At 40.0% G+C, this 24,293-nt stretch carries 24 protein-coding genes and 1 riboswitch; of the genes, 15 read left to right on the plus strand and 9 right to left on the minus strand.

What is annotated here, in order from left to right; all coding sequences use genetic code 11:
• The first annotated feature begins 34 nt into the window (after positions 1–34).
• The 4 genes from GKR92_07185 (at position 35) to ppk2 (ending at position 2,379) form a co-directional block, all read left to right on the plus strand.
• Complete coding sequence (locus GKR92_07185) at positions 35–898, plus strand: peptidylprolyl isomerase (protein ID QMU61490.1); 864 nt, start codon at positions 35–37, stop codon at positions 896–898.
• A 102-nt stretch (positions 899–1,000) separates the two neighbouring features.
• Complete coding sequence (locus GKR92_07190) at positions 1,001–1,192, plus strand: hypothetical protein (GenBank protein ID QMU61491.1); 192 nt, start codon at positions 1,001–1,003, stop codon at positions 1,190–1,192.
• A gap of 195 nt (positions 1,193–1,387) precedes the next feature.
• Positions 1,388–1,549 (plus strand): hypothetical protein, encoded by a 162-nt coding sequence (locus GKR92_07195; GenBank protein ID QMU61492.1) that lies wholly within the window; start codon positions 1,388–1,390, stop codon positions 1,547–1,549.
• On the plus strand, positions 1,546–2,379 hold the full coding sequence (ppk2, locus tag GKR92_07200) for a polyphosphate kinase 2 (protein ID QMU61493.1): 834 nt from the start codon (positions 1,546–1,548) through the stop codon (positions 2,377–2,379). Before GKR92_07195 ends, ppk2 begins: the two co-directional genes overlap by 4 nt.
• 190 nt (positions 2,380–2,569) lie before the next feature.
• On the opposite strand, the gene folE is transcribed toward ppk2, so the two are convergent.
• From folE to GKR92_07220, 4 genes are all read right to left on the minus strand, one after another.
• The gene (gene folE, locus GKR92_07205; GenBank protein QMU61494.1) at positions 2,570–3,202 is read right to left on the minus strand and encodes a GTP cyclohydrolase I FolE; all 633 of its coding nucleotides are present in this window, start codon (positions 3,200–3,202) and stop codon (positions 2,570–2,572) included.
• A 376-nt stretch (positions 3,203–3,578) separates the two neighbouring features.
• Entirely contained in the window at positions 3,579–4,388 is an 810-nt protein-coding gene (locus GKR92_07210; GenBank protein ID QMU61495.1) for a hypothetical protein, read from the minus strand.
• Positions 4,389–4,426: 38 nt separating this feature from the next.
• Positions 4,427–5,155 carry a VacJ family lipoprotein gene (locus tag GKR92_07215; protein QMU61496.1) on the minus strand — a complete coding sequence of 243 codons (729 nt, stop codon included), beginning with the start codon at positions 5,153–5,155 and terminating at the stop codon, positions 4,427–4,429.
• Positions 5,156–5,198: 43 nt separating this feature from the next.
• Positions 5,199–6,419 (minus strand): argininosuccinate synthase, encoded by a 1,221-nt coding sequence (locus GKR92_07220; protein ID QMU61497.1) that lies wholly within the window; start codon positions 6,417–6,419, stop codon positions 5,199–5,201.
• 123 nt (positions 6,420–6,542) lie between these two features.
• On the opposite strand from GKR92_07220, the gene GKR92_07225 reads away from it, so the two are divergent.
• Positions 6,543–7,181: a ribonuclease T gene (locus tag GKR92_07225; protein ID QMU61498.1), complete on the plus strand. Its 639-nt coding sequence runs from the start codon at positions 6,543–6,545 to the stop codon at positions 7,179–7,181.
• Positions 7,182–7,223: 42 nt separating this feature from the next.
• On the opposite strand, the gene grxD is transcribed toward GKR92_07225, so the two are convergent.
• Both grxD and GKR92_07235 read right to left on the minus strand, forming a co-directional pair.
• On the minus strand, positions 7,224–7,541 hold the full coding sequence (gene grxD / locus GKR92_07230; protein ID QMU61499.1) for a Grx4 family monothiol glutaredoxin: 318 nt from the start codon (positions 7,539–7,541) through the stop codon (positions 7,224–7,226).
• A 56-nt stretch (positions 7,542–7,597) separates the two neighbouring features.
• A complete protein-coding gene (locus GKR92_07235) occupies positions 7,598–9,385 on the minus strand; it encodes an N-acetylglutaminylglutamine amidotransferase (GenBank protein QMU61500.1) in 1,788 nt (595 codons plus the stop codon).
• A gap of 226 nt (positions 9,386–9,611) precedes the next feature.
• Between GKR92_07235 and GKR92_07240 the strand changes: the two genes are divergently transcribed.
• The 3 genes from GKR92_07240 (at position 9,612) to argF (ending at position 12,489) form a co-directional block, all read left to right on the plus strand.
• Positions 9,612–10,193, plus strand: coding sequence for a hypothetical protein (locus GKR92_07240; GenBank protein ID QMU61501.1), 582 nt, complete (start codon positions 9,612–9,614; stop codon positions 10,191–10,193).
• A gap of 206 nt (positions 10,194–10,399) precedes the next feature.
• On the plus strand, positions 10,400–11,566 hold the full coding sequence (locus GKR92_07245; GenBank protein QMU61502.1) for an acetylornithine/succinylornithine family transaminase: 1,167 nt from the start codon (positions 10,400–10,402) through the stop codon (positions 11,564–11,566).
• Between the two features lie 20 nt (positions 11,567–11,586).
• Positions 11,587–12,489 (plus strand): ornithine carbamoyltransferase, encoded by a 903-nt coding sequence (argF, locus tag GKR92_07250; GenBank protein QMU61503.1) that lies wholly within the window; start codon positions 11,587–11,589, stop codon positions 12,487–12,489.
• Positions 12,490–12,561: 72 nt separating this feature from the next.
• On the opposite strand, the gene egtD is transcribed toward argF, so the two are convergent.
• The gene (egtD, locus tag GKR92_07255; protein ID QMU61504.1) at positions 12,562–13,554 is read right to left on the minus strand and encodes an L-histidine N(alpha)-methyltransferase; all 993 of its coding nucleotides are present in this window, start codon (positions 13,552–13,554) and stop codon (positions 12,562–12,564) included.
• Between the two features lie 195 nt (positions 13,555–13,749).
• Here egtD and GKR92_07260 point away from each other — a divergent pair, with 195 nt between their 5' ends.
• Both GKR92_07260 and nadC read left to right on the plus strand, forming a co-directional pair.
• Positions 13,750–15,084, plus strand: a complete 1,335-nt coding sequence (locus tag GKR92_07260; protein QMU61505.1) for an amino acid carrier protein — start codon at positions 13,750–13,752, stop codon at positions 15,082–15,084.
• A gap of 28 nt (positions 15,085–15,112) precedes the next feature.
• A complete protein-coding gene (gene nadC, locus GKR92_07265) occupies positions 15,113–15,967 on the plus strand; it encodes a carboxylating nicotinate-nucleotide diphosphorylase (protein ID QMU61506.1) in 855 nt (284 codons plus the stop codon).
• Here the strand turns inward: nadC and mazG are convergent.
• On the minus strand, positions 15,954–16,748 hold the full coding sequence (gene mazG, locus GKR92_07270) for a nucleoside triphosphate pyrophosphohydrolase (GenBank protein QMU61507.1): 795 nt from the start codon (positions 16,746–16,748) through the stop codon (positions 15,954–15,956). The genes nadC and mazG overlap by 14 nt on opposite strands.
• Before the next feature lie 214 nt (positions 16,749–16,962).
• Here mazG and GKR92_07275 point away from each other — a divergent pair, with 214 nt between their 5' ends.
• Genes GKR92_07275 through GKR92_07285 form a run of 3 tightly spaced genes read left to right on the plus strand, consistent with a single transcriptional unit; the run spans position 16,963 to position 20,849 of the window.
• Positions 16,963–17,148, plus strand: a complete 186-nt coding sequence (locus GKR92_07275; GenBank protein QMU61508.1) for a hypothetical protein — start codon at positions 16,963–16,965, stop codon at positions 17,146–17,148.
• Positions 17,149–17,180: 32 nt separating this feature from the next.
• The gene (locus GKR92_07280; protein QMU61509.1) at positions 17,181–19,736 is read left to right on the plus strand and encodes an EAL domain-containing protein; all 2,556 of its coding nucleotides are present in this window, start codon (positions 17,181–17,183) and stop codon (positions 19,734–19,736) included.
• A 3-nt stretch (positions 19,737–19,739) separates the two neighbouring features.
• Positions 19,740–20,849 carry a DUF484 family protein gene (locus GKR92_07285; protein ID QMU61510.1) on the plus strand — a complete coding sequence of 370 codons (1,110 nt, stop codon included), beginning with the start codon at positions 19,740–19,742 and terminating at the stop codon, positions 20,847–20,849.
• A gap of 16 nt (positions 20,850–20,865) precedes the next feature.
• On the opposite strand, the gene GKR92_07290 is transcribed toward GKR92_07285, so the two are convergent.
• Complete coding sequence (locus GKR92_07290) at positions 20,866–21,207, minus strand: hypothetical protein (protein QMU61511.1); 342 nt, start codon at positions 21,205–21,207, stop codon at positions 20,866–20,868.
• 316 nt (positions 21,208–21,523) lie between these two features.
• A riboswitch (cyclic di-GMP riboswitch) is annotated at positions 21,524–21,636 on the plus strand.
• 71 nt (positions 21,637–21,707) lie between these two features.
• On the opposite strand from GKR92_07290, the gene GKR92_07295 reads away from it, so the two are divergent.
• Complete coding sequence (locus GKR92_07295) at positions 21,708–22,280, plus strand: hypothetical protein (protein QMU61512.1); 573 nt, start codon at positions 21,708–21,710, stop codon at positions 22,278–22,280.
• A gap of 217 nt (positions 22,281–22,497) precedes the next feature.
• On the plus strand, positions 22,498–24,255 hold the full coding sequence (locus GKR92_07300) for a phosphoenolpyruvate carboxykinase (GTP) (GenBank protein ID QMU61513.1): 1,758 nt from the start codon (positions 22,498–22,500) through the stop codon (positions 24,253–24,255).
• The last annotated feature ends 38 nt before the right edge of the window (positions 24,256–24,293 follow it).

The following is a 24,293-nucleotide window of genomic DNA, read 5'->3' on the forward strand; positions in this document are numbered from 1 at the left end:
ATTTTTTTACTCTCAAACTATTAAGGAATTTTTCATGTTTAAACAAACATTCGCTGCGATGGCAGCAACACTGTTTTGCTTTGGCCTTTTATTTGGATGCAAAGGTGAAGAAGCACCTAAGATGGCTGCCGTTATTGACGAAAGTGGTGAGTATGCACGCGTTAATGATGTCGTAATCAGCAACAATGATTTTGCCTCATTTGCAAAAGGGAAACGTGAATCACAACCTGAAGCAAATCTCAGCGACAAAGCTATTGCCGACGAATTGATTGCAACTGAAATTTTACGTCAAGAAGCAATTAATGCTGGAATATCAAAACGCCCAGAAATTGTTGAGCAAATAAAACTTCAAGAAAGTAATATTTTAATAAATACACTAATGACAGAAAAATTTGCAGATTTAAAATTCACTGATGATGAGCTTAAAGCAGAATATGATCGACTGATTGGACTGAATGATGCAAGCGAATTTAAAGCCCGTCATATTTTGTTACAAACAGAAGATGAAGCAAAAGTAGTGATCGAAGAATTAAATGGCGGAGCAAACTTTGAAGAATTGGCAAAAGCTAAATCTCAAGGTCCATCCGCTCCTAATGGTGGTGACTTAGGATGGTTTAAAGCAGAAACCATGGTGCCTGCATTTGCTGAAGCGGTAGGCAAAATGGAGAAAGGCGCTTACTCCACTGAAGGCGTGAACACTCGATTCGGCTGGCATGTGATATTACTAGAAGACAAGCGCACCACTGAACAACCTGCGTTTGATGACGTGAAACAAAACGTTCAACAAAGTTTGACGCGTCAGACGATTGAGAGTTATGTGGATGAGTTAGAAGGCAAAGCAACAATTACGCGTTCGGATGAAACCGCAGAAACAGCGGAACCTGCAGCTGATAGTTAGAAATCAATCACTACAAAAACAAAAAAGGCAGCTTAAAGCTGCCTTTTTTATGTCTGCTTCGACCACCATGGACAGCGTAAGTGCAGAAAAATGCACGACTGCATGGACGCAGAAGGTACGATTCCATGGAAGGAATCGGTAGAGTTGAGCACAGAAACCGAGAGCAACACAGAAGCAGTTGCCGAGGAACAGTTTTCTGCCGGCCGATTTTTGTGGAGTACAGGGGCGATGTGTATGGATGCACAAGTGTCGCGTGAGACAGGACGTCGGGAGCGACCGTACGAAAATGAGTAGCAACAAGGACGATGCAACAGATTAAATCCCTTTTAACTTATATATGCTTTTGGCCAATAGCAGCCATTAGCTAAATAGCAAATCTATAAAATGTAATTTGTTTGAATACTTAGCTTAGCCCTTATTTATGCTAACTCTAAAGTAATTTAAATGTCTGCCGATAACTTTAAGAGTTAGTATTTATTCGGTATTCATATGAAGAAACCAGAGATTCCTCCTGGTGAAAATACTCGCCTTGACACACTACTAGCGCTTAAAGTTTTAGATACTAAGCTTGAAGAGCATATTGATCGATTAATCAGCATTGCAAAAGTAGTTACTAAATACTTAAAAACCACTGTTAGGAATTCGAGATGAGTAAAAAGAAAACAATAAAAAAAACAAAGGCAACAAGCAAAGAGGAACGTAGTAAACGTTATGAAAATGAATTACGAAAATTGCAAATTGAACTCATTAAACAACAACACTGGATTCAAGAAAAAGGTTTAAAAGTTGTATTGATTTTTGAAGGCCGTGATGCAGCAGGAAAAGGCGGTACTATTAAACGAATTACAGAACGCTTAAACCCTCGTCATTGTCGTATCATTGCATTACCAGCGCCAACTAACCGTGAAAAAACGCAATGGTATTTTCAACGCTATGTATCTCACTTACCTGCTGCTGGTGAAATGGTCATTTTCGATAGAAGCTGGTACAACCGTGCTGGCGTAGAACGTGTAATGAATTTCTGCACTGAAGAACAATATCGCAAGTTTTTACGAGACTGCCCTGAATTTGAAGGCATGCTGATTCGCTCAGGTATAGTTTTAATTAAATACTGGTTTTCTGTGAGTGATGAAGAGCAAGAAAAACGTTTCCAAGGCCGCTTAAAAGACCCAACTAAACGTTGGAAGCTTAGTCCAATGGACTTAGAGTCTAGACAACGCTGGGCAGCTTATTCTAATGCTAAAGATGATATGTTTGCGCATACTGATATTAAACCTGCAGTTTGGAATGTAGTTGAATCTGATGATAAGAAAAAAGCGCGTATAAATTGCATTAAGCACTTGTTAAGTGCTGTTCCATATCAAGACTTAACGCCTAAACCCTTTAAGTTACCTCCAAGAAAATCAGGCGGAAACTATGTGCGACCACCAATGCATGATCAAATTTTTGTGCCAGACCACTTTTCGAGCATCATGACCTGATATCAGCTAGATATGCGTGTCCGCTTTCTTTGGGTCGACAGAATTATGCTCCTCGGCAACTGCTCCGGCGTTGCTCTACCTCTCGCATCCATGCAGTCGTGCAATTTCTGCACTTCCACCATCCATGGTGGTCGTAAGCAGACATTCTTAACATTTGATTTGAACGTTCCAACCTACTCAGACATATAATTTAGTCTCTAATCAACTCCATAAACTCAGACCTAGACCGCGAATCTTCACGGAATGCTCCCAACATAGAACTGGTTACCGTTTTACTGTTTTGTTTTTGTACACCACGCATCACCATGCAAAAATGACTGGCTTCCAGCACCACTGCAACACCGTGCGCATCTAACACTTCTATTAACCCACTTGCAATTTGTGTGGTGAGTCTTTCTTGCACTTGCAAACGTCTGGCAAACACATCAATCACACGTGCAATTTTACTTAGACCAATCACTTTGTTTTTTGGCAAATAGCCAACATGTGCACGCCCGAAAAATGGCAGCATGTGGTGTTCACATAGTGAATAAAATTCAACATCTTTAACGATAACCATTTCTTCGCACTTTTCTTCAAACAGTGCATTCTTGACGACGTCTTGCACTCCAAGCTGATATCCACCGGTAAGAAAATGCATGGCCTTGGAAACACGTTTAGGGGTATCCAATAATCCCTCACGCTTAGGATCTTCGCCAAGCAGCTGCAACATTTTGCGCACGTGACCTTCAAGCTCGGTATCACGATTTTTATCATCACTAGGGATAATGGTGTCTTCAAAATATCTGCCACCAGCTAGCACTTCTAATGTTTTCTTGTTCATCCCGAGCATTCCTTACAGATCGTAAAATGATTAATAATTTTATGTGTTCTCATAATAACAGCTTATTGCTGACGAGTTAAAACTGCCCATTATTGAAATATAAGCACTTTATTTATAAAATCTATTTTATCTGTGTTGACCCACCCTATACGAAAGCAGAAAATGACCTTGGCTAGCTGATAGCCCAAAAAGCCCCAACAACTTTAATGATTCCAAAAATAACCTTAGAGGGTATAACTATGAGTAATGCAATTCCCACAGACTCTGTTCTTCGTCGACACTACGATTCTTCTAATAACAAGAACAACCAAAGCAAACCATCACAAAGTAGCGGCGGGTTAATGGGTTGGTTGAAACGAATTTTTGGCGGCTAACACTAACGATTCAAACCTTGCGCATATTGCAGCAAGGCATAAGTAAAACGACCATCACCTGTAACGTAGGTATCTGGCATTGCGCCACTTAGGTTTGCTTGCACCCTTACACCATTTTTCATGGGCGTAAGGGAATGAATTTCTGAATACTTAGTCTGCGAAATGGAGTTGTTGATTTTGTAAAAAAGTCCTTGGTTTGTAATAATCAACACACCTGACTTTTCGATTTTAATTGCTAACTCATTATAACGTTTTCTCATCAAAATATTATTTAACACAGAACTAAAAACAGTCCATTGTTTTTCTTGCGCATGCCTTTGTGGTTCTGATTTTGCAGTCTCTTTAAATTCCCATACAACCCGTTCACCTTGTCCTAGCTCGATACCTTCCAATACCTGTGGAAAAGATTTTTCAATGAATTGGTTGTTTTGAATACGGTCTAGATATTCAGCATTTAACAAACGAACTAACTTATAGTCGTCGTCATCTGCTTTATCAATACCAAACTCATCAGCAATACATAATAAGTTTTTAGTTGCTACAAGGTTATACGAAGAATCTTTGACGACAATATCTGCTTGCTTGTGCCAAGCCTTAGCAACCAGTTCATTAAATTGGGAATCCAAAAATTGTGCTGTAGACTTGCAAGATCTTATGTTTGCAATTACATCTACTGACATTTCCTCTGACGACACACCGTCAGAAAATACATCATGCAGACATTTTCGCGTGCCTTGATATTCAGGCAGACAGGATTTGTGCAATGAATGAAATGGCCCGGCAGACTTGCTGCATACAACGCACTTAGCCACAATTCATACTATTCTGGGGAATTAACTACTGAGGAATGTTATTCGTCTTCCAACTCATCATAAAGCCCTTCATCAGCTGACAACTGGCCATCATTCACCTTGAACTCTCTATTATCTAGATAAGCATCACGAATAAATACATACCGGTCTCGGCTTAATTCTTTAGCTTTTTCTTCCGTAACCATTAATTCAGCACGCGTATTGACCAGATTTAATGCGAACAAACCATTACGTTCAGAAGTTTTTATATCGGCCCAATTTGGAGGATAAATAAATGAGTCCACCACCTTCCCGGGACCATCGCGCAAATTACTTGGACCAAAAAATGGCAGCATGACATAAGGGCCTGTTCCCATCCCCCAGTACCCTAAAGTTTGACCAAAATCTTCATCATGTTTTTCTAATCCCATGCGACTCGCTACATCCATAAAACCCAACAAACCAATTGTTGAATTAACGATTATTCGACCCACGTCAGAAGCTGCATCTAGAAATTTGAATTGCAGAGTGTTGTTAAACGCCACACCAAGATCACCTAAATTCGCAAAGAAATTATGTACGCCTTTCTCGGCAAATTCTGGCGTTACTCCACGATAAAGTTCAGCCGCAGGCACTAGATACGTCCGATCGAGCGCATCATTAAAGCTATAAACATTGCGGTTAAAGCCTTGCCAAGGATCTCTATCATCCGCGACAATGTCGGGCGACGTAGCACAACCACCGCTTAGTAAAGCGATTAATATTAAGAAAGTTAGATATTTAGCCATAATGAATTATAAAAAATAATAATAGTTGATGTTGTAAATTGATTTAGCCGCGATGTCTAGAAGATTTTGCCGCTATTCGCATACGTAGAGCATTCAATTTAATAAAACCCTCAGCATCTTGTTGATTATAGGCACCTTCATCATCTTCAAAGGTGGCGATATTAGCATCAAACAAACTATGATTCTCAGACTTGCGCCCCACTACGCTAACATTACCTTTAAATAATTTTATACGCACGGTTCCGGTAATATTTGACTGAGTAGCATCAATAAGCTGTTGCATTGCCAGTCGCTCAGGGCTCCACCAATAGCCATTGTAAATTAGCTTGGCATACCGCGGCATAAGCTCATCTTTTAAATGTGCAAGCTCACGATCCATGGTTAGTGATTCCATTGCACGATGCGCCTTTAGCAAAATCGTGCCGCCTGGTGTTTCATAACAACCGCGTGATTTCATGCCTACATAACGATTTTCAACAATGTCTTGGCGACCCACACCATGCTGACATGCAATTGAATTAAGCGCAGTGAGCAATTGCGCAGGTGTTAGATCTTTGCCATCTATACTTTTCGCATCACCTTGCTCAAAATCAATATCGAAATATGTCGGATCGTTTGGCGCATTCTCAGGTGAGCAACTTAACTTCCACATATCCTCTTCAGGCTCACACCACGGATCTTCTAATGGCCCACCTTCATATGAAATATGCAAGAGATTAGCATCCATCGAATAAGGGGATTTTTTACCGCGCTTTTGCTCCACTGCAATATTGTGCTTATCGGCATAGGTCAATAGTTTTTCTCTGGAGTTAAGATCCCATTCTCTCCAGGGTGCAATAATCTTAATATCAGGATTTAACGCATAAGCCCCTAATTCAAAGCGCACTTGATCATTACCTTTGCCGGTTGCGCCATGTGACACGGCATCTGCACCAGTCTCAGCTGCAATTTCAACTAAACGTTTTGCAATCAATGGCCTGGCAATAGATGTTCCTAATAGATATTCACCTTCATAGACGGTGTTGGCACGAAACATTGGAAATACGTAATCTTTTACAAATTCTTCAGTGAGATCTTCAATATAGATTTCTTTAATGCCTAGCGCTTGCGCCTTAGCACGTGCTGGCTCAACCTCTTCTCCTTGACCAATATCGGCAGTAAAGGTGACTACCTCACAGTCATAGACTTCTTGCAGCCATTTAAGAATTACTGAGGTATCTAGACCACCCGAATAGGCGAGTACAACTTTACGAACTGATGACATAGTATGTATTTTATTGATGCACTTAGTGCACGTTTAATATGAATGTTGAATTATAACTCGATGCCAGACATTACCATGACAAGGCCCCACAAGTGAAAACATATATGGGTGAAGCATTACCAAGTGAGCGAAGAAATAGCACAAGAATTTAGCCCTTTCGCCAATCTACTGCGCGGCTTTTGCCCAGTTGTCGTAGATGTCGAAACAGGAGGCTTCAATTCCAACACCGATGCATTACTCGAGATTGCCGCAGTATTAATAAGTATCAATCAAGACGGCGAACTGGTTAGAAAAGAAACCCTCTCTACCCATGTAACACCTTTTGAAGGTGCAAATTTAGAACCCGCATCTTTAGAGGTTAATGGTATCGACCCAGATCATCCATTGCGACTCGCTTTAGATGAGAAACAAGCCTTACCTGAAATTTTTAAACCCGTACGTAAACATGTAAAAGAAAATAAATGCACTCGCGCGATTTTAGTCGGCCACAATGCTTTTTTTGATCTAGGTTTCCTCAACGCAGCGGCTACACGCACCGGGATTAAAAATAGCCCTTTCCATCCTTTTAGCTGCTTAGATACGGTTAGCCTCGGCGCAATGGCATACGGACAAACCGTATTATCTAGAATAGTAGAGGCTGCAGAAATAGAATGGGACAACAACTGTGCACATTCAGCAGTCTATGATGCTGAAAAAACTGCCGATGTATTCTGCAAGATCATGAATATGCGCAATCAGTTACCCACTATAAAAAATAGTTAGCATTCTAGTGAATTAGATTGGGTAAATATTGTTGGGTTAACTTTATTTGTCTATTGCTTCACTAACCATTTTTTGCAATTCACCTTTCTCATGCAACTCCATGGTGATGTCACACCCACCTACGAGTTCACCATCAATATACAACTGAGGAAAGGTTGGCCAATCAGCAAACTTTGGTAAGTTTTCAAAAACTTCCGGATCCATTAACACGTTCACATATGCAAACTCATGACCACATGATTTTAGCGCTTCTGCAGTGCGACTTGAAAAACCACATTGCGGCATTTGCGGGGTACCTTTCATATAAAGAACGACTGAGTTTGACTCCACTTGTTCTTTTATGCGCTCTAATACGTCCATTTCATCTAGCTCCGATATTTGTTTAATAATCTGATTATTATTTTACTGTGCTTAAATTAGCTGGCAATAGCTGTATCCACATTGCGCTGTAACCACAACTCTAATAAGGCTAAATGCCACAGTTTGCTACCTCGCAATGGAGTCATAAACGCTTCAGGTTTATTCAGTAGCTTGTTTATATACGCAGGCTGAAACAAACCACGCTGCCTACACGCATCTGTGCTCAATATTTCACACATAAATTCTAGAAACTCCCCACGCACATATTTTAAAGCCGGCACAGGGAAGTAAGCTTTTTTACGATCAATAACTTTATCTGGCAACAAACCCCGCGCGATATTTTTAAGCAAAAATTTCCCGCCATCTTTAGTTTTATATTTCGTCGGCGTACGCATCGCTAATTCAACTAGCTCATGATCCAAGAAAGGCACACGCGCTTCTAGGCCATATGCCATCGTCATATTGTCAACTCGTTTAACCGGATCATCCACAACCAAGGTCGTAACATCCATATGCAACACTGCATCTAAAAAATTTTTAGTATTTGCTTCTTCCAATAATTGCGAGACTTTTTGAACAGTAAAATCTTCCATGATTAAATCCGGATGTAAAGTTTCAGTCATTTCTACATGAGTGCGATCAAAATAATGTTTAGCAAAACTTTCAACTGAAAAGTTTTTTTCAGCCTGCATCAAGGGATACCAAAAATAACCCCCAAACACTTCATCTGCACCTTGGCCGGATTGCACAACTGAAATATGCTGACTGACTTGTTCCGCGAGCAAATAAAAGGCTACGGCATCTTGCCCAACCATAGGCTCTGACATCTGCTCTATTGCATGCGGAAGTCTTTGTAGCACCTCATTGTTTTGAATATAGAACTTATGATGTTGAGTAGAAAATTGTTCAACCACTGCATCAGAATATTCAAATTCATTGCCTTGTTCTTCAGGCTGATCTTCAAATCCAACCGAATAGGTTTGTATTTTAGATACTCCTGACTCAGCTAATAGACCGACTAACAAACTAGAGTCTAACCCTCCTGAAAGCAGCACACCTACCGGGACATCCGCAATGTTAAGTCGACGCTCAACTGCCAAACTTAACGCAGCACGAATATCATGCAGCCATTCCTGTTCATCACGATGAGCATCAACATTATCTGCACGAAGTTTCCAATAACGCTCAGTAGTCACTTCCCCAAATTGATTAATTAACATGTAATGAGCTGGCGGAACTTTACGTATACCTTTTAGAATGGTAGTCGGCGCAGGCACGACAGCATGCAAGGTTAAATGGTGATGCAAACCCATAGCATCGAATTGCGTATTTACATCACCTGCCGCGAGCAGTGATTGCGTATTGGATGCAAAACGAAAATGTTTCTCGGTTTGGCTGTAGTAAATAGGTTTTATACCTAAACGGTCACGCGCTATAAATAATTCTTGCTTAGCATCATCCCATATTGCAAATGCAAACATACCGATTAACTTTTCTACACAATCTTTACCCCATTCTGCATATGCTTTAAGAATAACTTCAGTGTCGCCAGTAGAAACAAAACTATGACCTTTTTGCTTGAGCTGTTCACGTAACTGCGGATAGTTATAAATCGTGCCGTTAAATACGATACTAAGATTGGTATTGCTATCTAGCATCGGTTGATTAGCATTTGCCGACAAATCAATTATCGATAATCGACGATGCCCTAAACCAATCGCCTTGGATTGAAATACGCCTTCATTATCTGGACCTCGATTTCGCAGTGGCCGAAGCATGCGCTGCAATGTCTGCGGCTCCACCACATTTCCATCAAATCGAAATTCACCACATACGCCGCACATTTATAATCCTTTGATTAATCTTAGTGATAATGCAGATATAACCATACCTGACCGTTTGTTATTCACATCCGCAGGCTTAATTGCACAGGATTCATACACTTATAATAATAGTTAAGTTTATAGATCGGGTTGGTTATAATCTTGCCAAATAAGAATAAGTCAATATGACCTATTCCAGAAAAATAATTCAAATAATAACTATATTCAGTCTAGAGAGGCGTAATCAATGAATCCATTAAACTCGATACTCGGCACAATCATTGCTGGTTTTATTCTTGCAATCATAATTGCATTCGCATTTGATCCAAATGCATTACACGCTTGGTCACTAATTGTATGGTTTCACGTCCTTGCAGGAATTACCTGGATTGGTCTGTTGTACTATTTTAATTTCGTACAGGTGCCTGCATTAGGTGAAGCCGCTGCAGACAGCGACGGACCAGGACCCGCCGCGATAGGTAAATATGTAGCGCCACGTGCATTAGCATGGTTTCGCTGGGGCGCATTGGCTACTTGGATAACCGGTGCAGCCGCTTTACATTATGTTGGTGGAATTATGGAGAACTTCTTCTTTACCAATGGAATCACTATCATTGGAATAGGCGCGTGGCTTGGCACCATCATGTTATTAAATGTGTGGGGCTTAATTTGGCCAAACCAGAAAAAAGTACTTGGTATAAAACAAGCGAGTGATGATGAGAAAGCTACTGCGAAAAAGATCGCTTTCATGGCGTCTCGCACCAACACTTTGCTATCTATTCCCATGCTGGCTTGCATGGTAGCGCCTGGGCACGGGTTATTTTTCTAAAGCAGAGCTTTTTCAAATACTGCTCTAACCCTGAATAAGGTAGCCAAATAGAGCTAAACCCGGCCCTAGCTCCGCTAGAGTCGGGTTTTTTTGCTTATTTTTTAGACAGCAGTATAATTTTGCCTCCGGCAGCTTTTATAGCTGCCGTTTTTATTTTGACCTAAGTAATTATGTAAATCTGAATGCCAAAGAATGAGCACAATTTGATGTCGACTTATGCACGCAAACCGATCACTTTTTTAAGTGGCGAGGGTGTGTGGTTAGTCTCTGATCAACAGGATAAATATTTAGATGCTTTGTCAGGCATTGCTGTGTGTGGATTAGGACATGCGCATCCAGACGTGGCAAAAGCCATTGCCGACCAAGCTGCAACATTAATGCACACTTCCAACATCTATCGAATTGAATTACAGGAAAAACTGGGAAAGAAACTTTGCCAGCTATCCGGCATGGATGCTGTGTTTTTTGGCAACTCGGGCGCAGAAGCAAACGAAGCTGCCATTAAATTAGCACGCGTTTACGGACACCATAAAAACATCAAAGAACCTGCCATTATCGTAATGAAAAACAGTTTCCATGGGCGAACGATGGCAACACTTACCGCAACGGGAAACCGAAAAGCACATGCTGGATTTGAGCCACTTGTACCTGGTTTTGTAAGAGCACCTTACAATGATTTAGCCGCTGTTGAAAATATTATAAATAACAATACCAGCATCTCCGCTATATTAGTTGAGCCGATACAAGGTGAAGGCGGAGTTATTATTCCACAACAAAATTACCTTTCTAAACTAAAAGACTTATGCACGAAGCATGAAATTTTATTGATGTTAGATGAAGTGCAAACGGGTAACGGCAGAACTGGAAAATGGTTTTGTTTTCAGCATGAAAACATACAACCCGATGTACTAGTAACTGCAAAAGGCTTAGGCAATGGGGTGCCAATTGGCGCCTGCATGGCAACGAAAAAAGTCGCTGATTTATTTTCTCCCGGCTCCCACGGCTCTACCTTTGGTGGTAATCCATTAGCATGTCGTGCTGCCTTGGCCACGATAGGGACCATTGAAAAAAATAATTTAATCAAAAATGCCGAGCAACTGGGTAACTATATCGTTAGCGAGTTACAAGAAAAGCTTTCTTCTAATACACTAATCAAAGAAGTGCGAGGCAAAGGGCTCATGATAGGCATAGAAATGAATGCATCTTGCGCCGAGCTAGTGGATAGCTGCCTAAAACAGAATTTATTGATTAACGTAACTGCGGAACGTGTTATACGCTTACTACCACCATTAATATTTGATAAATCGAATGCAGACACTATGGTTGAAATACTAGTCAATTGCATTGAAGATTTTTCTGTGACGCAAACATAATTTAATAACATTCATTCAATATGAGCACTCGTCATTTTTTAACATTATTAGATTTCGATCCTGATGAATTACGGGCACTGTTAACGCGCGCAGTTGAACTAAAAAAATTACTTAAAAACGGAACTAGCCATACGCCTCTGCAAAACAAAACTTTGGCAATGGTATTTGAAAAGTCTTCCACTCGTACACGTGTATCTTTTGAAACAGGCATGGTGCAGCTAGGCGGCCACGCTCTTTTTCTCTCTCCCAGGGACACACAATTTGGTCGTGGCGAACCAATTGAAGATAGCGCGCGCGTTTTATCACGCATGGTAGACGGCGTAATGATCAGAACATTTGAACACAGCAATGTAGAAAAATTTGCCGCGCACTCCTCTGTACCCGTAATTAACGGATTGACTGATTTAGTTCACCCCTGCCAGTTGTTAGCGGACATGCAAACCTGGTTTGAACATCGAGGCGACATCAAAGGCGCAACGGTTGCCTGGATAGGAGACGGCAATAATATGTGCCATTCCTATATAAACGCGGCAACTCAGCTAGATTTTCAGTTAAATATTGCCTGTCCAAAAACATATAGCCCAAATGCGGATTTTGCTAATAAAGCCAAAGACAGAATCATGATTACTCAGGATGCAAGCCAAGCCGTTAAACATGCTGACCTTATTGTCACCGATGTTTGGGCTAGCATGGGTCAGGAAAATGAACAAAACGAAAGACAAAAAGAATTTCAAGCTTTCCAAGTCAACAAAGAACTACTTTCTTTAGCCAACAAAGATGCTTTATTCATGCACTGCTTGCCAGCACATCGAGGCGAGGAAGTGACCGCAGAAGTAATTGATGGACCACAGAGCGTAGTTTGGGATGAAGCTGAAAATCGTTTGCATGCCCAGAAAGCCTTAATGGAAAATCTATTATCTTAATATTTATATTAACTAGGAGGATCCTTAAATAAATTGGTGTGCAACTAAAGCCTCTAAGCTTCCTAGTTTCTACTACATCTTCTTTTTAGCTAACACCAGTGAAAAATACTTATTAAAAAGTTCGTAATGCTCTACCTCTTGCAAGCCACTTTTTTCAAATAAATTTTTAATAGACGATTTAGTATATTTTCTACTTACTTCAGTAAGTATTTTCTCATTTTTTTCTAGAGAAACTGTTTTATCAAGCGTAGGGAAAGTTACATCTTGCTCACATTGTGAAACTAGATACATTTCGATTTGCTGCAATGACTCGTTATAAAGTGCCTGATGAGAAAATTTATTTAAATCAAAATTAGCACCTAATTTATAATTTAATACATTCAGAACATTCAGATTAAATTTTGCAGTAACCCCTTCACTATCATCATATGCGCGTTCAAGAACACCTTTATCTTTTACACGATCCATGCCAATCAAAAAATAATCTTCTGTATTCATTTTTTTGGCAATTGCTGACAAAAGTACTATAGACTCCTGTTCAGTAAAGTTGCCTATTGAACTGCCGATAAATGCATAAAGAACTGGACCTTTAAGTTTTGGCGCAGCTTGAATTGCAGGAATGTATTCCCCAACAACCGATTCAACGTGCAAATTTTCATACTTATCTAGCAAGCGAAGTGCAGATTCGCATAACACCTCTTCACATACATCTATACTTAAATATGAAAAAGAATCTAAACTTGAGTTTAGCTTAGATAAAATTATTTCAGTTTTTGCAGAAGTGCCCGCACCAAGCTCTACACAAGAGTTCGGTTTTACAACATCAATTATGGATGCAACGTGCTCTTGCAATAATTTTGCCTCTGTTCTTGTGGGGTAATAATCCTGCGTTTTGCAGATGGCATCAAAGAGCTTAGAACCTTCATCATCATAAAAATACTTAGGCGGAAGGCTGCGCGGGCGCTCAAATAAACCCTCTTGGACATCCTGTCGCAACACATCAGATGAATCTTGGGCGGGTAATTCATGTATATGAAACCGTTTACTTTGCAGAGACAAATCCATTAGATATCACTTTAAAATCAGGGTAGCATTGCAACTAGAAACAGTCTAATTTGAAACTGTCTATAAATAGCTGTGAAATTGCAGCATTACTAACAAAGCTAAATAAAAATAAGAATTACACTCTTTAGCTTTATATATTTTCAACATACTTCATAAAAAATAATTTGCTGCAGTAAATTATTGAGGGAGGATCTAATGGAAGCATTAACATCACTATTAAGTACGTTAAGTAGTTTTATCTGGGGGCCCATCATGCTGTTCTTGCTCCTCGGCGTAGGAGTCTACTTAACCTTGGGCTTAAAACTAATGCCATGGCTAAAAATTGGTCATGGTTTTAAATTACTCTTTTCAAAACAAGCTGATAAAAGCCAAGGCGACATTAGTCCCTTTCAAGCATTAATGACAGCACTCTCGGCAACCATCGGTACAGGAAATATTGCAGGTGTGGCAACCGCAATATTCTTAGGTGGACCCGGGGCCATTTTTTGGATGTGGGTAACCGCTTTGTTTGGTATGGCTACAAAATATGGAGAAGCGGTATTAGCAGTGAAATATCGAGAAGTAGATTCACGGGGTAAACGCCAAGGTGGCCCCATGTACTACATTAAAAACGGCTTAGGCGACAATTGGAAATGGCTAGGATTTATGTTTGCGCTATTTGGCACCATCGCAGCATTTGGTATTGGCAATATGGTGCAATCAAATTCGGTAGCCGACGCACTACATAGCAACTTTAATGTTGACCCTATGATCACAGGCATTGTACTAGCGATACTTGTAGGACTCGTCATTATCGGTGGCGTTACACGCATAGGTGAAGTAGCTGGAAAACTTGTTCCAGTCATGGCAGTAGCGTATATCGGAGGTTCACTACTCGTTATATTTGCGAATTTTGGAGGGATTGGAGACGCATTTAGCCTTATCTTCTCCAGTGCCTTCAGTGGCACTGCTGCTACTGGTGGATTTGCAGGCGCAGCTGTAATGGCTGCAATTCGTTTTGGTGTCGCACGAGGTATTTTTTCTAATGAGGCAGGCTTAGGCAGCGCCCCGATTGCACATGCTGCCGCGCAAACAGATGACCCCGTGCGCCAAGGCATGATTGCAATGCTAGGAACCTTTATTGACACTATTCTTGTTTGCACCATGACCGCATTGGTGATTATTTTAACAGGAGCTTGGACTAGTGGCGAAACTGGCGCTGCATTATCGACACTAGCCTATGGGCAAGGTATTGCTGGTGGAAACTATATTGTAACGATTGGTTTAGTCATCTTTGCGTTCACTACATTAATTGGCTGGAGCTATTATGGCGAACGCTGTGCAGAATATATATTTGGCACTGGTGTTATTATTCCCTACAGAATAGTTTGGGTGGTTGCAGTAATGACCGGTGCACTCATTAAACTTAATTTTGTTTGGTTACTCGCAGATGTAATGAATGGCTTTATGGCAATACCTAACTTAATTGCACTTGCATTGTTAAGCCCTGTTATCTTCAAAGTAACTAAAGATTATTTAAATAAAAATTAATCCTTTAGCTGTTAAAAAGTAATACGAAATGGACTTACCCAACCATAGCAAGGATGCTTTAAAAGCGATCAATAGTGCCGTCAATGCTGCACTAGAAGAAGATATAGGTAGCGGAGATGTCACCGCAGCCTCTTTCAGCAATAACGAAATGGCTTCAGCGAAAGTCATTTGCCGCGAAGAGGCTATCCTATGCGGACAACACTGGTTCGAATTAACTTTCCATAAACTCGACCCCAACATTGTTATCAACTGGGATCTTAACGATGGTGACAAGTTAGATAAAGATGTAGCAGTTTGCACTTTGAATGGGAATGCGCAAGCCATTTTAACGGGTGAACGCACTGCATTAAATTTTTTACAGACTTTATCTGGCACGGCTACTAAAACCAAAATATATGTGGATCGGATATCAGGCACTAATGCGCAAATACTGGATACAAGAAAAACACTGCCAGGAATGCGCTATGCACAAAAATATGCCGTACGATGTGGTGGTGGCGAGAATCATCGCATGGGTTTATACGATGCAATTTTGATTAAAGAAAATCACATTGCAACCGCAGGGTCTGTATCAAAAGCAGTGAACGAGGCCAAGCAAAAATACCCCTCTATTAAATTAGAAGTTGAGGTAGAAAACGCCAAGCAACTAAAAGAAGCATTACAAACTCAGACTGATGTTATCTTACTTGATAATTTTTCCCTAGCTGAGCTAGAAAATGCTGTTACAACAACGGATGGGAAAAAGAAACTTGAGGCTTCAGGCAATATGACCTTAGAAAACATACGTGAAGTTGCAAAAACTGGCGTGAACTATATTTCTATTGGCGCAATCACCAAACATGTTCAAGCAATAGATTTCTCGATGCGTTTTACTTCTGAGTAACTTTTTTCGCTTGTTGCCAAAATTGCTCTAGCTCTTCTAATGAATAATCAGCTATGAGCTTACCTTCGCACCGAACTTGCTCCTCTAAATACTGAAATCGTTTAATAAACTTTATATTGCCTTTGCGTAAAGCATCTTCAGCATTAACATGTATATGTCTGCTGATATTAACAACGGAAAACAATAAATCACCTAACTCTTCCTCAAGAGCCTCTTGTTTATTATCAGTATTAATAACTTCTTTTAACTCATTTAATTCTTCTTCTACCTTTTCAATTACTCCAGAAAGATCTGGCCAATCAAAACCGACACTAGATACTCGTTTTTGTATTTTTTTTGCACGAAGCAATTGCGGCATAGCAACAGGAATATCACTTAATAAACTTACCGAAGTTTCATCTGCTTTTTCACTTCGCTCTTGCTGCTTAATCTTTTCCCAACTTTCATTGGCCCAATCTTTATTTTCTGAATTTTGTTTATCGAACACATGCGGATGACGGCGTACCAACTTGTCACAAATATTGGCCGCAACATCTTCCAGATCAAATAGATTTTGCTCTTTTGCCATTTGCGTGTAATAAACAATCTGTAATAACAAATCACCCAACTCATCTTTCAATTGCACAATATCTTGCTGATCAATGGCATCAGCAACCTCATACACCTCTTCAATCGTATATGGCACGATAGAGGCAAACGTCTGTTGAATGTCCCAAGGACAGCCATTCTCTGGATCACGCAGCACCTGCATAATATTGAGTAAACGCAGTAAATTATCCATCGATATATCTGATTAATTGAAGACTTAAATTAAAGATTGGGTAGGAGCTTATATATTAGTATTTAATAATAATCTTATTAAAGAGGTATATGCCTCGGAATAATGCCGTGCTTCTATATATATCAATACGTTCCGAGAACTTCTGAAACCACTTTTTTTGTATAGTTATGTGAAGTTTGTCATACTATTATCATGATATTCGAATGATAATGAAATGACACCACCCGAAGAGAAAAGACCTCAAAATTCAGCCCTATTGCAAGTAAGGATATCTCGTGATCTACGTGATGAATTTATGCGCCAGGTTAAAGATGAAGACGATAGCGCTTCTCGCCTTGTTAGGCAGTGGATACGGCAATATATAAAAGCTAATTCACAAGAAGATTTATTTAACACGTGATCCGAACCATTGACAAACGCTATAAAAATAAGGTGAGCGCAAATCACGCACATAGTGATAGCGATACTAGCCAATTATCAAATATGGCCATAAAAGTTTCATTAGTTAATGTTGGTAAAGATCTTTGGACGTATCTTTGTCGCCATACCCCACCACCACTTGCTATATCTAACTTAGCAAACGAGCAGCAATTAACAGACATTCTCCACGATGGCCATATCGACAGCAAAGTAATAGTACTTGGCCATCATATGAAAGAACCGTTACATGTAATCAACTGGATTCTCGAACACGACGTAACAATCAAAATCTTTTTACTACGCAAACCCACTGACTTTGATCTTATGGATCAAGCTATTCAAGCTTCACCTGTGCTAGCAAAAGACGTAGAAGTCTGGTCAACGGCTAATATAAAAGCACTGCCTGCGGCATTAAAAAACTCATTAGATGATCCCAACACAGACCAAGACAAACTAATTGAGTTTGAAACTTCTCTTGAATCTAAACCAGATATTATTCCAATAGACCCAGAGCTAAATTCTGAAAACAAGCTGGATACAATCTTAGAAGCTGCAGCAATTGGCCTCCTGAGTATTGATGAAGAAGACACTCTCGTCGAACTGAATAGTACTGCTGCAAAAATGCTAAATCTTGATGAGCAAGATTCATTAGGCACACCACTATCATTGATTTTCAAGCAATCCGAAATTATCAAGCTACATCATATTATTAATACCTGCGATGATAATTTAGAAGAGATCAATCCAGAAATAAAATTTCTTGGCTTAGATGATTCGGTAAAGTTCTTTCGAGCATCTGCCTTCAACGATGATGACAAAGATCAATCTGTTTTTAGCTTAGTTCTACAAGACATTACTAAAACATCAATTACCGAAAATAAACTAGAACAAGAAAAACAGCGCAACCGTATCACTTTAAAATTACTTAAAGATGGTGTAATTGCTACAGATATGAAGTGCCAAGTTGAGTCTATGAACCCTGTATCTGAAGGCTTAACAGGGTGGCCAAGTTATGAAGCAAAAGGTAATCATATTGATAGCATCCTTAAGTTAATAGACGCTACAACAAGAGAGCGCATTACAAACTTAGGCAAAGGCTGCTTAGATACCGGCAAGCCTATAGAATCAAGAAGCAATCTCATTTTGCTTGATCGCTTCAATAACGAGCATCCAATAGAATTATCGGTAACACCCAGCAGCTCATTGAATATTGAAACTGGTGGCTTAGTCTTAATATTTAAAGACGCATCTGAAACAAATCGACTTACACAAGAGATCAGCCATCAGGCTTCGCATGACGCCTTAACTGGATTACTCAACAGACAAGAATTTGAATTACGCTTAGATGGCGCAATTTCCAGTGCTGCAACACATGATGTTCAACATGTTCTGTGCTACCTAGATCTCAACCAATTCAAAATCATTAATGCACAAGCTGGCCACACTGCGGGAGACATTGTTCTAAAACAAGCAGCAGAACATATGAAGCAACATATGCGCAGCATTGATGTATTCGCCCGCTTAGGTGGCGATGAGTTTGCTTTGCTGCTGGTTAACACCACAGCAGACCAGGCCAAAATACTTGCACAAAATCTTATTAACACAATTCGCAGCTCCACATTTAAGTGGCGTGATCAACATTTTGAGATTGGCATAAGTATCGGGCTGATTACTATAGATAAACACTCCCAAGATCCTGCACATATGTTAACGCGTGCAGAGCTTGCCTGTTTTACCGCAAAAGACCATGGAAGAAATAAATTACACATCCACAGAAAAGAAGATGATGAGCTAACACGTCGGCATACTGAAATGATGCGTGCAGCTGGCGTAACCGGCGCACTACAAGAAGATCGGTTCCGTATTTATTGCCAACCGATTGTACCATTATCACCTAAGCAAAATGAATCGTTACATTATGAGTTGTTAATACGGTTAACTGACCCTCAAGGCGATTTGATTATGCCTGCCAGTTTTATTCCAGCAGCAGAACGTTATGGCTTAATGACTAGTCTAGATCGCTGGATGATAAGCACTGCTTTCAATAGTTATAACGACATCTTTGGCAAAGAGTCTGGCGTGCAAATTTCTATTAATTTATCAGGCAATTCACTAAATGATGATTCGCTACTCGATTTTATCAAAGGCGAGATTACCCGAACTGGAATTGAACCTTCGAATGTTTGCTTTGAAATTACAGAAACTGCTGCAATCAGCAATTTAGATCAAGTTAGCCAACTGATACTAGAGCTTAAAAGAATTGGTTGTCGCTTTGCTTTAGATGATTTTGGCAGCGGACTTTCATCATTTACCTACTTAAAAAATCTGCCAGTTGATTATTTAAAAATTGATGGCAGTTTTGTGCATGACATGATTGATGACTCAATTGATCACGCTATGGTTGAAGCAATTAATCAGGTAGGCCACATTATGGGCATAGGTACTATTGCTGAATGCGCTGAAAGTGAAGAAGTCGTTGATATGCTGCGCAAACTTGGCGTGGATTATGCGCAAGGTTACGCCATGGGCTCTCCTGTCCCAATTGAAGGCTTGAAGCAGCTAAGTTAAGCCATGCCTATCTCACCACATATCGAACAAGAAATTACTGAAGTGGATGCTCTGCGCAACAAATTAGAATCTCTGGTTCATGATGCACGCAGAAATGAAGTCACTTTACGCAAATTCCAAAATTTAGAATTAAGGTTACTAGGTTGTAGCTCACTTGCTGAACTTATGCAGCTGATTGCTCACAAAAGTAAATCTACCTTTGGATGGGATGTATTAACAATCATATTGCATGACGAGCATCAGGACATAAAACGATTATTGCGCGATGTCGGCGAAGACACTAGCCGATATCCAGAACTTGTTTTCACAAATGACATTTTACAACTTAAGAAATTTTACGGCCGATTCAAAAAACCACTACTTGGATCATTCGATGGTAATCTTCACGAAGAATTATTTCTAACGGATAGAAAGTTCCCGCGCAGTGTAGCGTTGCTGCCGCTATTTCGTAAAAATAAATTACTTGGCAGCCTGAACCTAGGTAGTTTTCAGACAGGTAGATTTAACAAACAAGATGCGACTGATTTTCTCGAGCATCTAGCGGCTGTTTTAGCCACCTGCCTTGACACCACGATCGCCCAAGAAAAACTCAAACAAGCAGGCTTAACCGATGCACTAACCGGAGTAAACAACCGCAGATTCTTTGACCAACGTCTCAACGAAGAAATATCACGTGCGCAACGCCTAAAATCATCTGTTAGCTGTTTGTTTATTGATATCGATCACTTCAAAGTTGTTAATGATAGCTTTGGACACGAAACCGGTGACAGAGTGCTCACTAAAGTTGCGGAACTAATCAGAGCACAATTACGAAATATTGATGTAGTTGCACGATACGGTGGAGAAGAATTTGCAGTGCTGCTAGAGCAGTCTGGTCAAGACTGGGCTGAAGAAGTCGCTGACCGTATTCAACAAAGCATTGCGGAAACTACTTTTGTTAGTGGCGAGAATTGCTCTTTAACCGTTTCCATTGGTGTTTCAACTATTGAAAATCCAAATACAAAACAGAATACTTTTGATCTTGGCCGTGAGTTACTACGCAAAGCGGATAAAGCACTTTATCAAGCCAAACAAGACGGCAGAAATAAAGTCGTTTTACATAGCACGCTATAAACTAATCTAAGCTCGATCAGTCCAAACTGGGAAATTTACCCAATGGCCGCTTAAAGGTAAATGCCGTAGGTTCTGTCACTAGCTTTTCCCTTGCCTGTTTCTCATTGCCACCCAATATACTAAATGGCAAAGACACTACATAAACTGCCGAACCTACCACCGTTGCAACCAAACCAATGGGTCTTGCAACAATAGCATCTGCAACCATCACTTCGGCTGAGCCAGATTCTGCAAATTGGTAGCCATGATGACTACTTCGATATTTGTAAGATGAATCTGCTGCATGAATATTTGTAGTCGAAACAAAACAACAGATAAAAATTAAAAATAATCCTTTATAAAAGATACTAGCTTTCATATTCTACACCTCCAGGTTCGGCTGAAATTATAGGTACCGTCCAACTAAACACTTAATTTAGTTGTTGGTATTTGCAAACTTGATTCAAGCACTCAATAATTAACTCTCGCATAAATAATAGTTTATCTATGAACACTATTTTAGCGCATCAAAGAATAGACTCACTAATTTTTATAACTCTCAGAATAATAGAGAGATATTATAATAATAATAAAAATAAAGGCTCTTAAATACATAATTCGTATAAATAGAACTAAGTCACCCGAATCCAGGATTTAGCGCTCAATTTTATTACACAACGGCCGTTACGTTGATGTGTATAAAAAGGCAAATTCATCGAAAGATGGAGACGCAAAGTCACCGGTCTAAGGATGCCATGCAAACTCTGAAATTGAGAATGCATAAATCTAAGATAGCGGGACCGCCAGTAAACATCGAGCATGTATTCATGTTCATCTGAGTGGTCTTGTTAACCGTGCGACTTGATATCGGAATAACATATGTACCATTCAATTGCGCATTCAAAATTTGGTAATCTTTACTTCTCTGTAAAGTTTTTATTCGTATGCATATTAATTTTTCAAATTTTCAACGTTGCCCATGCTGCGTCACAAGGAAAATTGGGCACGGAATCTACTGCATCGGTTGAAATTGCAGTTACAGTGAATCAATCTTTAAGCGCAGTAAGCCCAAATGAACTATTACTAAACAATTTTAATCAATCTGGCTTGACGGCTAACAAACCATTCTGCATTGCACACAATGGATTCAATAAAAATGCCAGCGTACCTTACGAGCTAATTGTTGATCGACTCATTCCAGTAAACGAAAAGCAACATTCACTACCGTTTAACATTTACTTAGAAGATAAAAATTCAAACAAAAGTAAACAACTGCTTATAAAAGGTACTGCACTATCCAAACACAGCAGCTTAAAAACAAGCGATAATTTAATAAGTGATTGCTCTAATACAGGCGCGCAGCTTTTAATCGAAAAAAATAATACTATTAAGAAAACAGCATTACAGTCCAATGCGGCTGGGTTATTGATACTAGTAGTCAGTCCAAATTAGAGAAATTAAGCCTCTAGTTGACACCTTTATTTAAGAACCTACATTAATATGATATCTCTAATGAGATATATTTTACAAGCTTCTCGTAATAAATTCACTCCAAGTCTTAAAATTTTAACCTCCCTATGTATAATCGGACGCTCCTTTTTTAGTGCTTGCCCACCATAATAATAATTAGGTCGAGCGACATAAATTCATACAAACCAAGGAATTACTGATGAGTACGACAAATGATGCCCTAGCAAAATGGGTAGAAGAGGTAGCGGCACGAACACAACCTGACAATATTGTTTGGTGTGATGGTAGTGATGCTGAATACGATCGCATGGTTGATCAGATGCTTTCAACAGGCACGCTAAGTAAACTTAACGAAGAAACTCACCCTAATTGCTATTTGCACCGTTCGGATCCTTCTGATGTTGCACGTGTTGAGCACTTAACTTTTGTATGCTCTAAGAGTGAAGAAGATGCTGGTCCAAATAACCATTGGATGGAACCTGCAGAAGCGCACAAAAAAATAGATGCTTTATTTGATGGCTGCATGAAAGGGCGCACCTTGTATGTAATACCTTACTGCATGGGTCCAATTGATTCACCACTATCTAGAAACGGTGTTGAAATTACCGATAGCCCTTATGTAGTAGCCAACATGAAAATAATGGCTCGCATCGGTACTCCTGCATTAAACCGCATAGAAAAAGATGGCACTTTTGTTAAAGGTTTACACTCAACGGGTGACTTAGATCCAGAAAGACGTTTTATCATGCATTTCCCTGAAGAACTTTCTATTAAGAGCATTGGTTCTGGTTATGGCGGTAATGCACTGCTTGGTAAGAAGTGTCACGCACTTCGAATCGCAAGTTGGCAAGCACGTACTGAAGGTTGGCTTGCAGAGCACATGCTTATTGTTGGCTTAGAAAGCCCACAAGGTGAAACTCATTACATTGCATGCGCATTCCCTTCAGCATGCGGTAAAACTAACCTTGCCATGTTAATTCCACCAGAGCAGTACAAAGGCTGGAAAGTTACTACAGTCGGTGATGACATTTGCTGGTTACATTTACGTGAAGATGGTCGTTTATGGGCGATTAACCCAGAAGCGGGTTACTTTGGTGTTATTCCAGGAACTAACGAACATTCAAACAAAAATGCATATGAATGCTTGAAGTCAGATGCTATTTTCACAAACGCTGGCACAACAGCAGACAACCAACCATGGTGGGAAGAGAAAGATGATGGAACAGTCCCTGCTACTGATTGGAAAGGCAACCCATACGATGCAGACGTAGGTCCTGCTGCACATCCAAACTCACGCTTTACCGTTTCGGCTAAGAACAACCCTGTATATTCTCCAATGGCAGATGATGCTAATGGTGTTCCAATTTCAGCAATTGTATTTGGTGGCCGACGCAGAGAATTGGCTCCACTTGTATATGAAACCAAAGACTGGAATCACGGTGTTCTAGTAGGTGCTTCTTGTGCATCTGAAATGACTGCTGCGGCAATCGGTGGTGCGGGACAGGTTCGACGTGACCCAATGGCCATGAAACCTTTCTGTGGTTATAACTTTGCGGATTATTTTGCACACTGGTTAAGCTTTAATGGAAAGTCAGACAAGCTACCAAAGATGTTCCATGTTAACTGGTTCCGTCGTGATAAAGATGGCAAGTTCATGTGGCCTGGCTTTGGAGACAACATGCGTGTTCTGTCATGGATCCTTGATCGTGTTGAAGGCAAAATCGATGCTAGAGAAACGCCAATTGGTTACTTACCAAATGTTTCTGATATCGATATCTCAGGTCTAGATGTTTCTAACGAAACTATGGAAGCGTTACTTGGTGTTGACGTAGGTCAATGGCAAGAAGAAGTTGCGGCAATCGGCGAATACTTAGACGAGTACGGTGCACGTATGCCACAAGCCATGAAAGATGAGTTAGCTAAAATCTCTACAGCCTTACAAGCAAAAGCTGCATAGTTTTTTTAACTAGCAAAAAATCAAAAGCCCCGCGAGTT

This window comes from Gammaproteobacteria bacterium, assembly GCA_014075255.1.
Classification (GTDB): Bacteria; Pseudomonadota; Gammaproteobacteria; order UBA4575; family UBA4575; genus JABDMD01.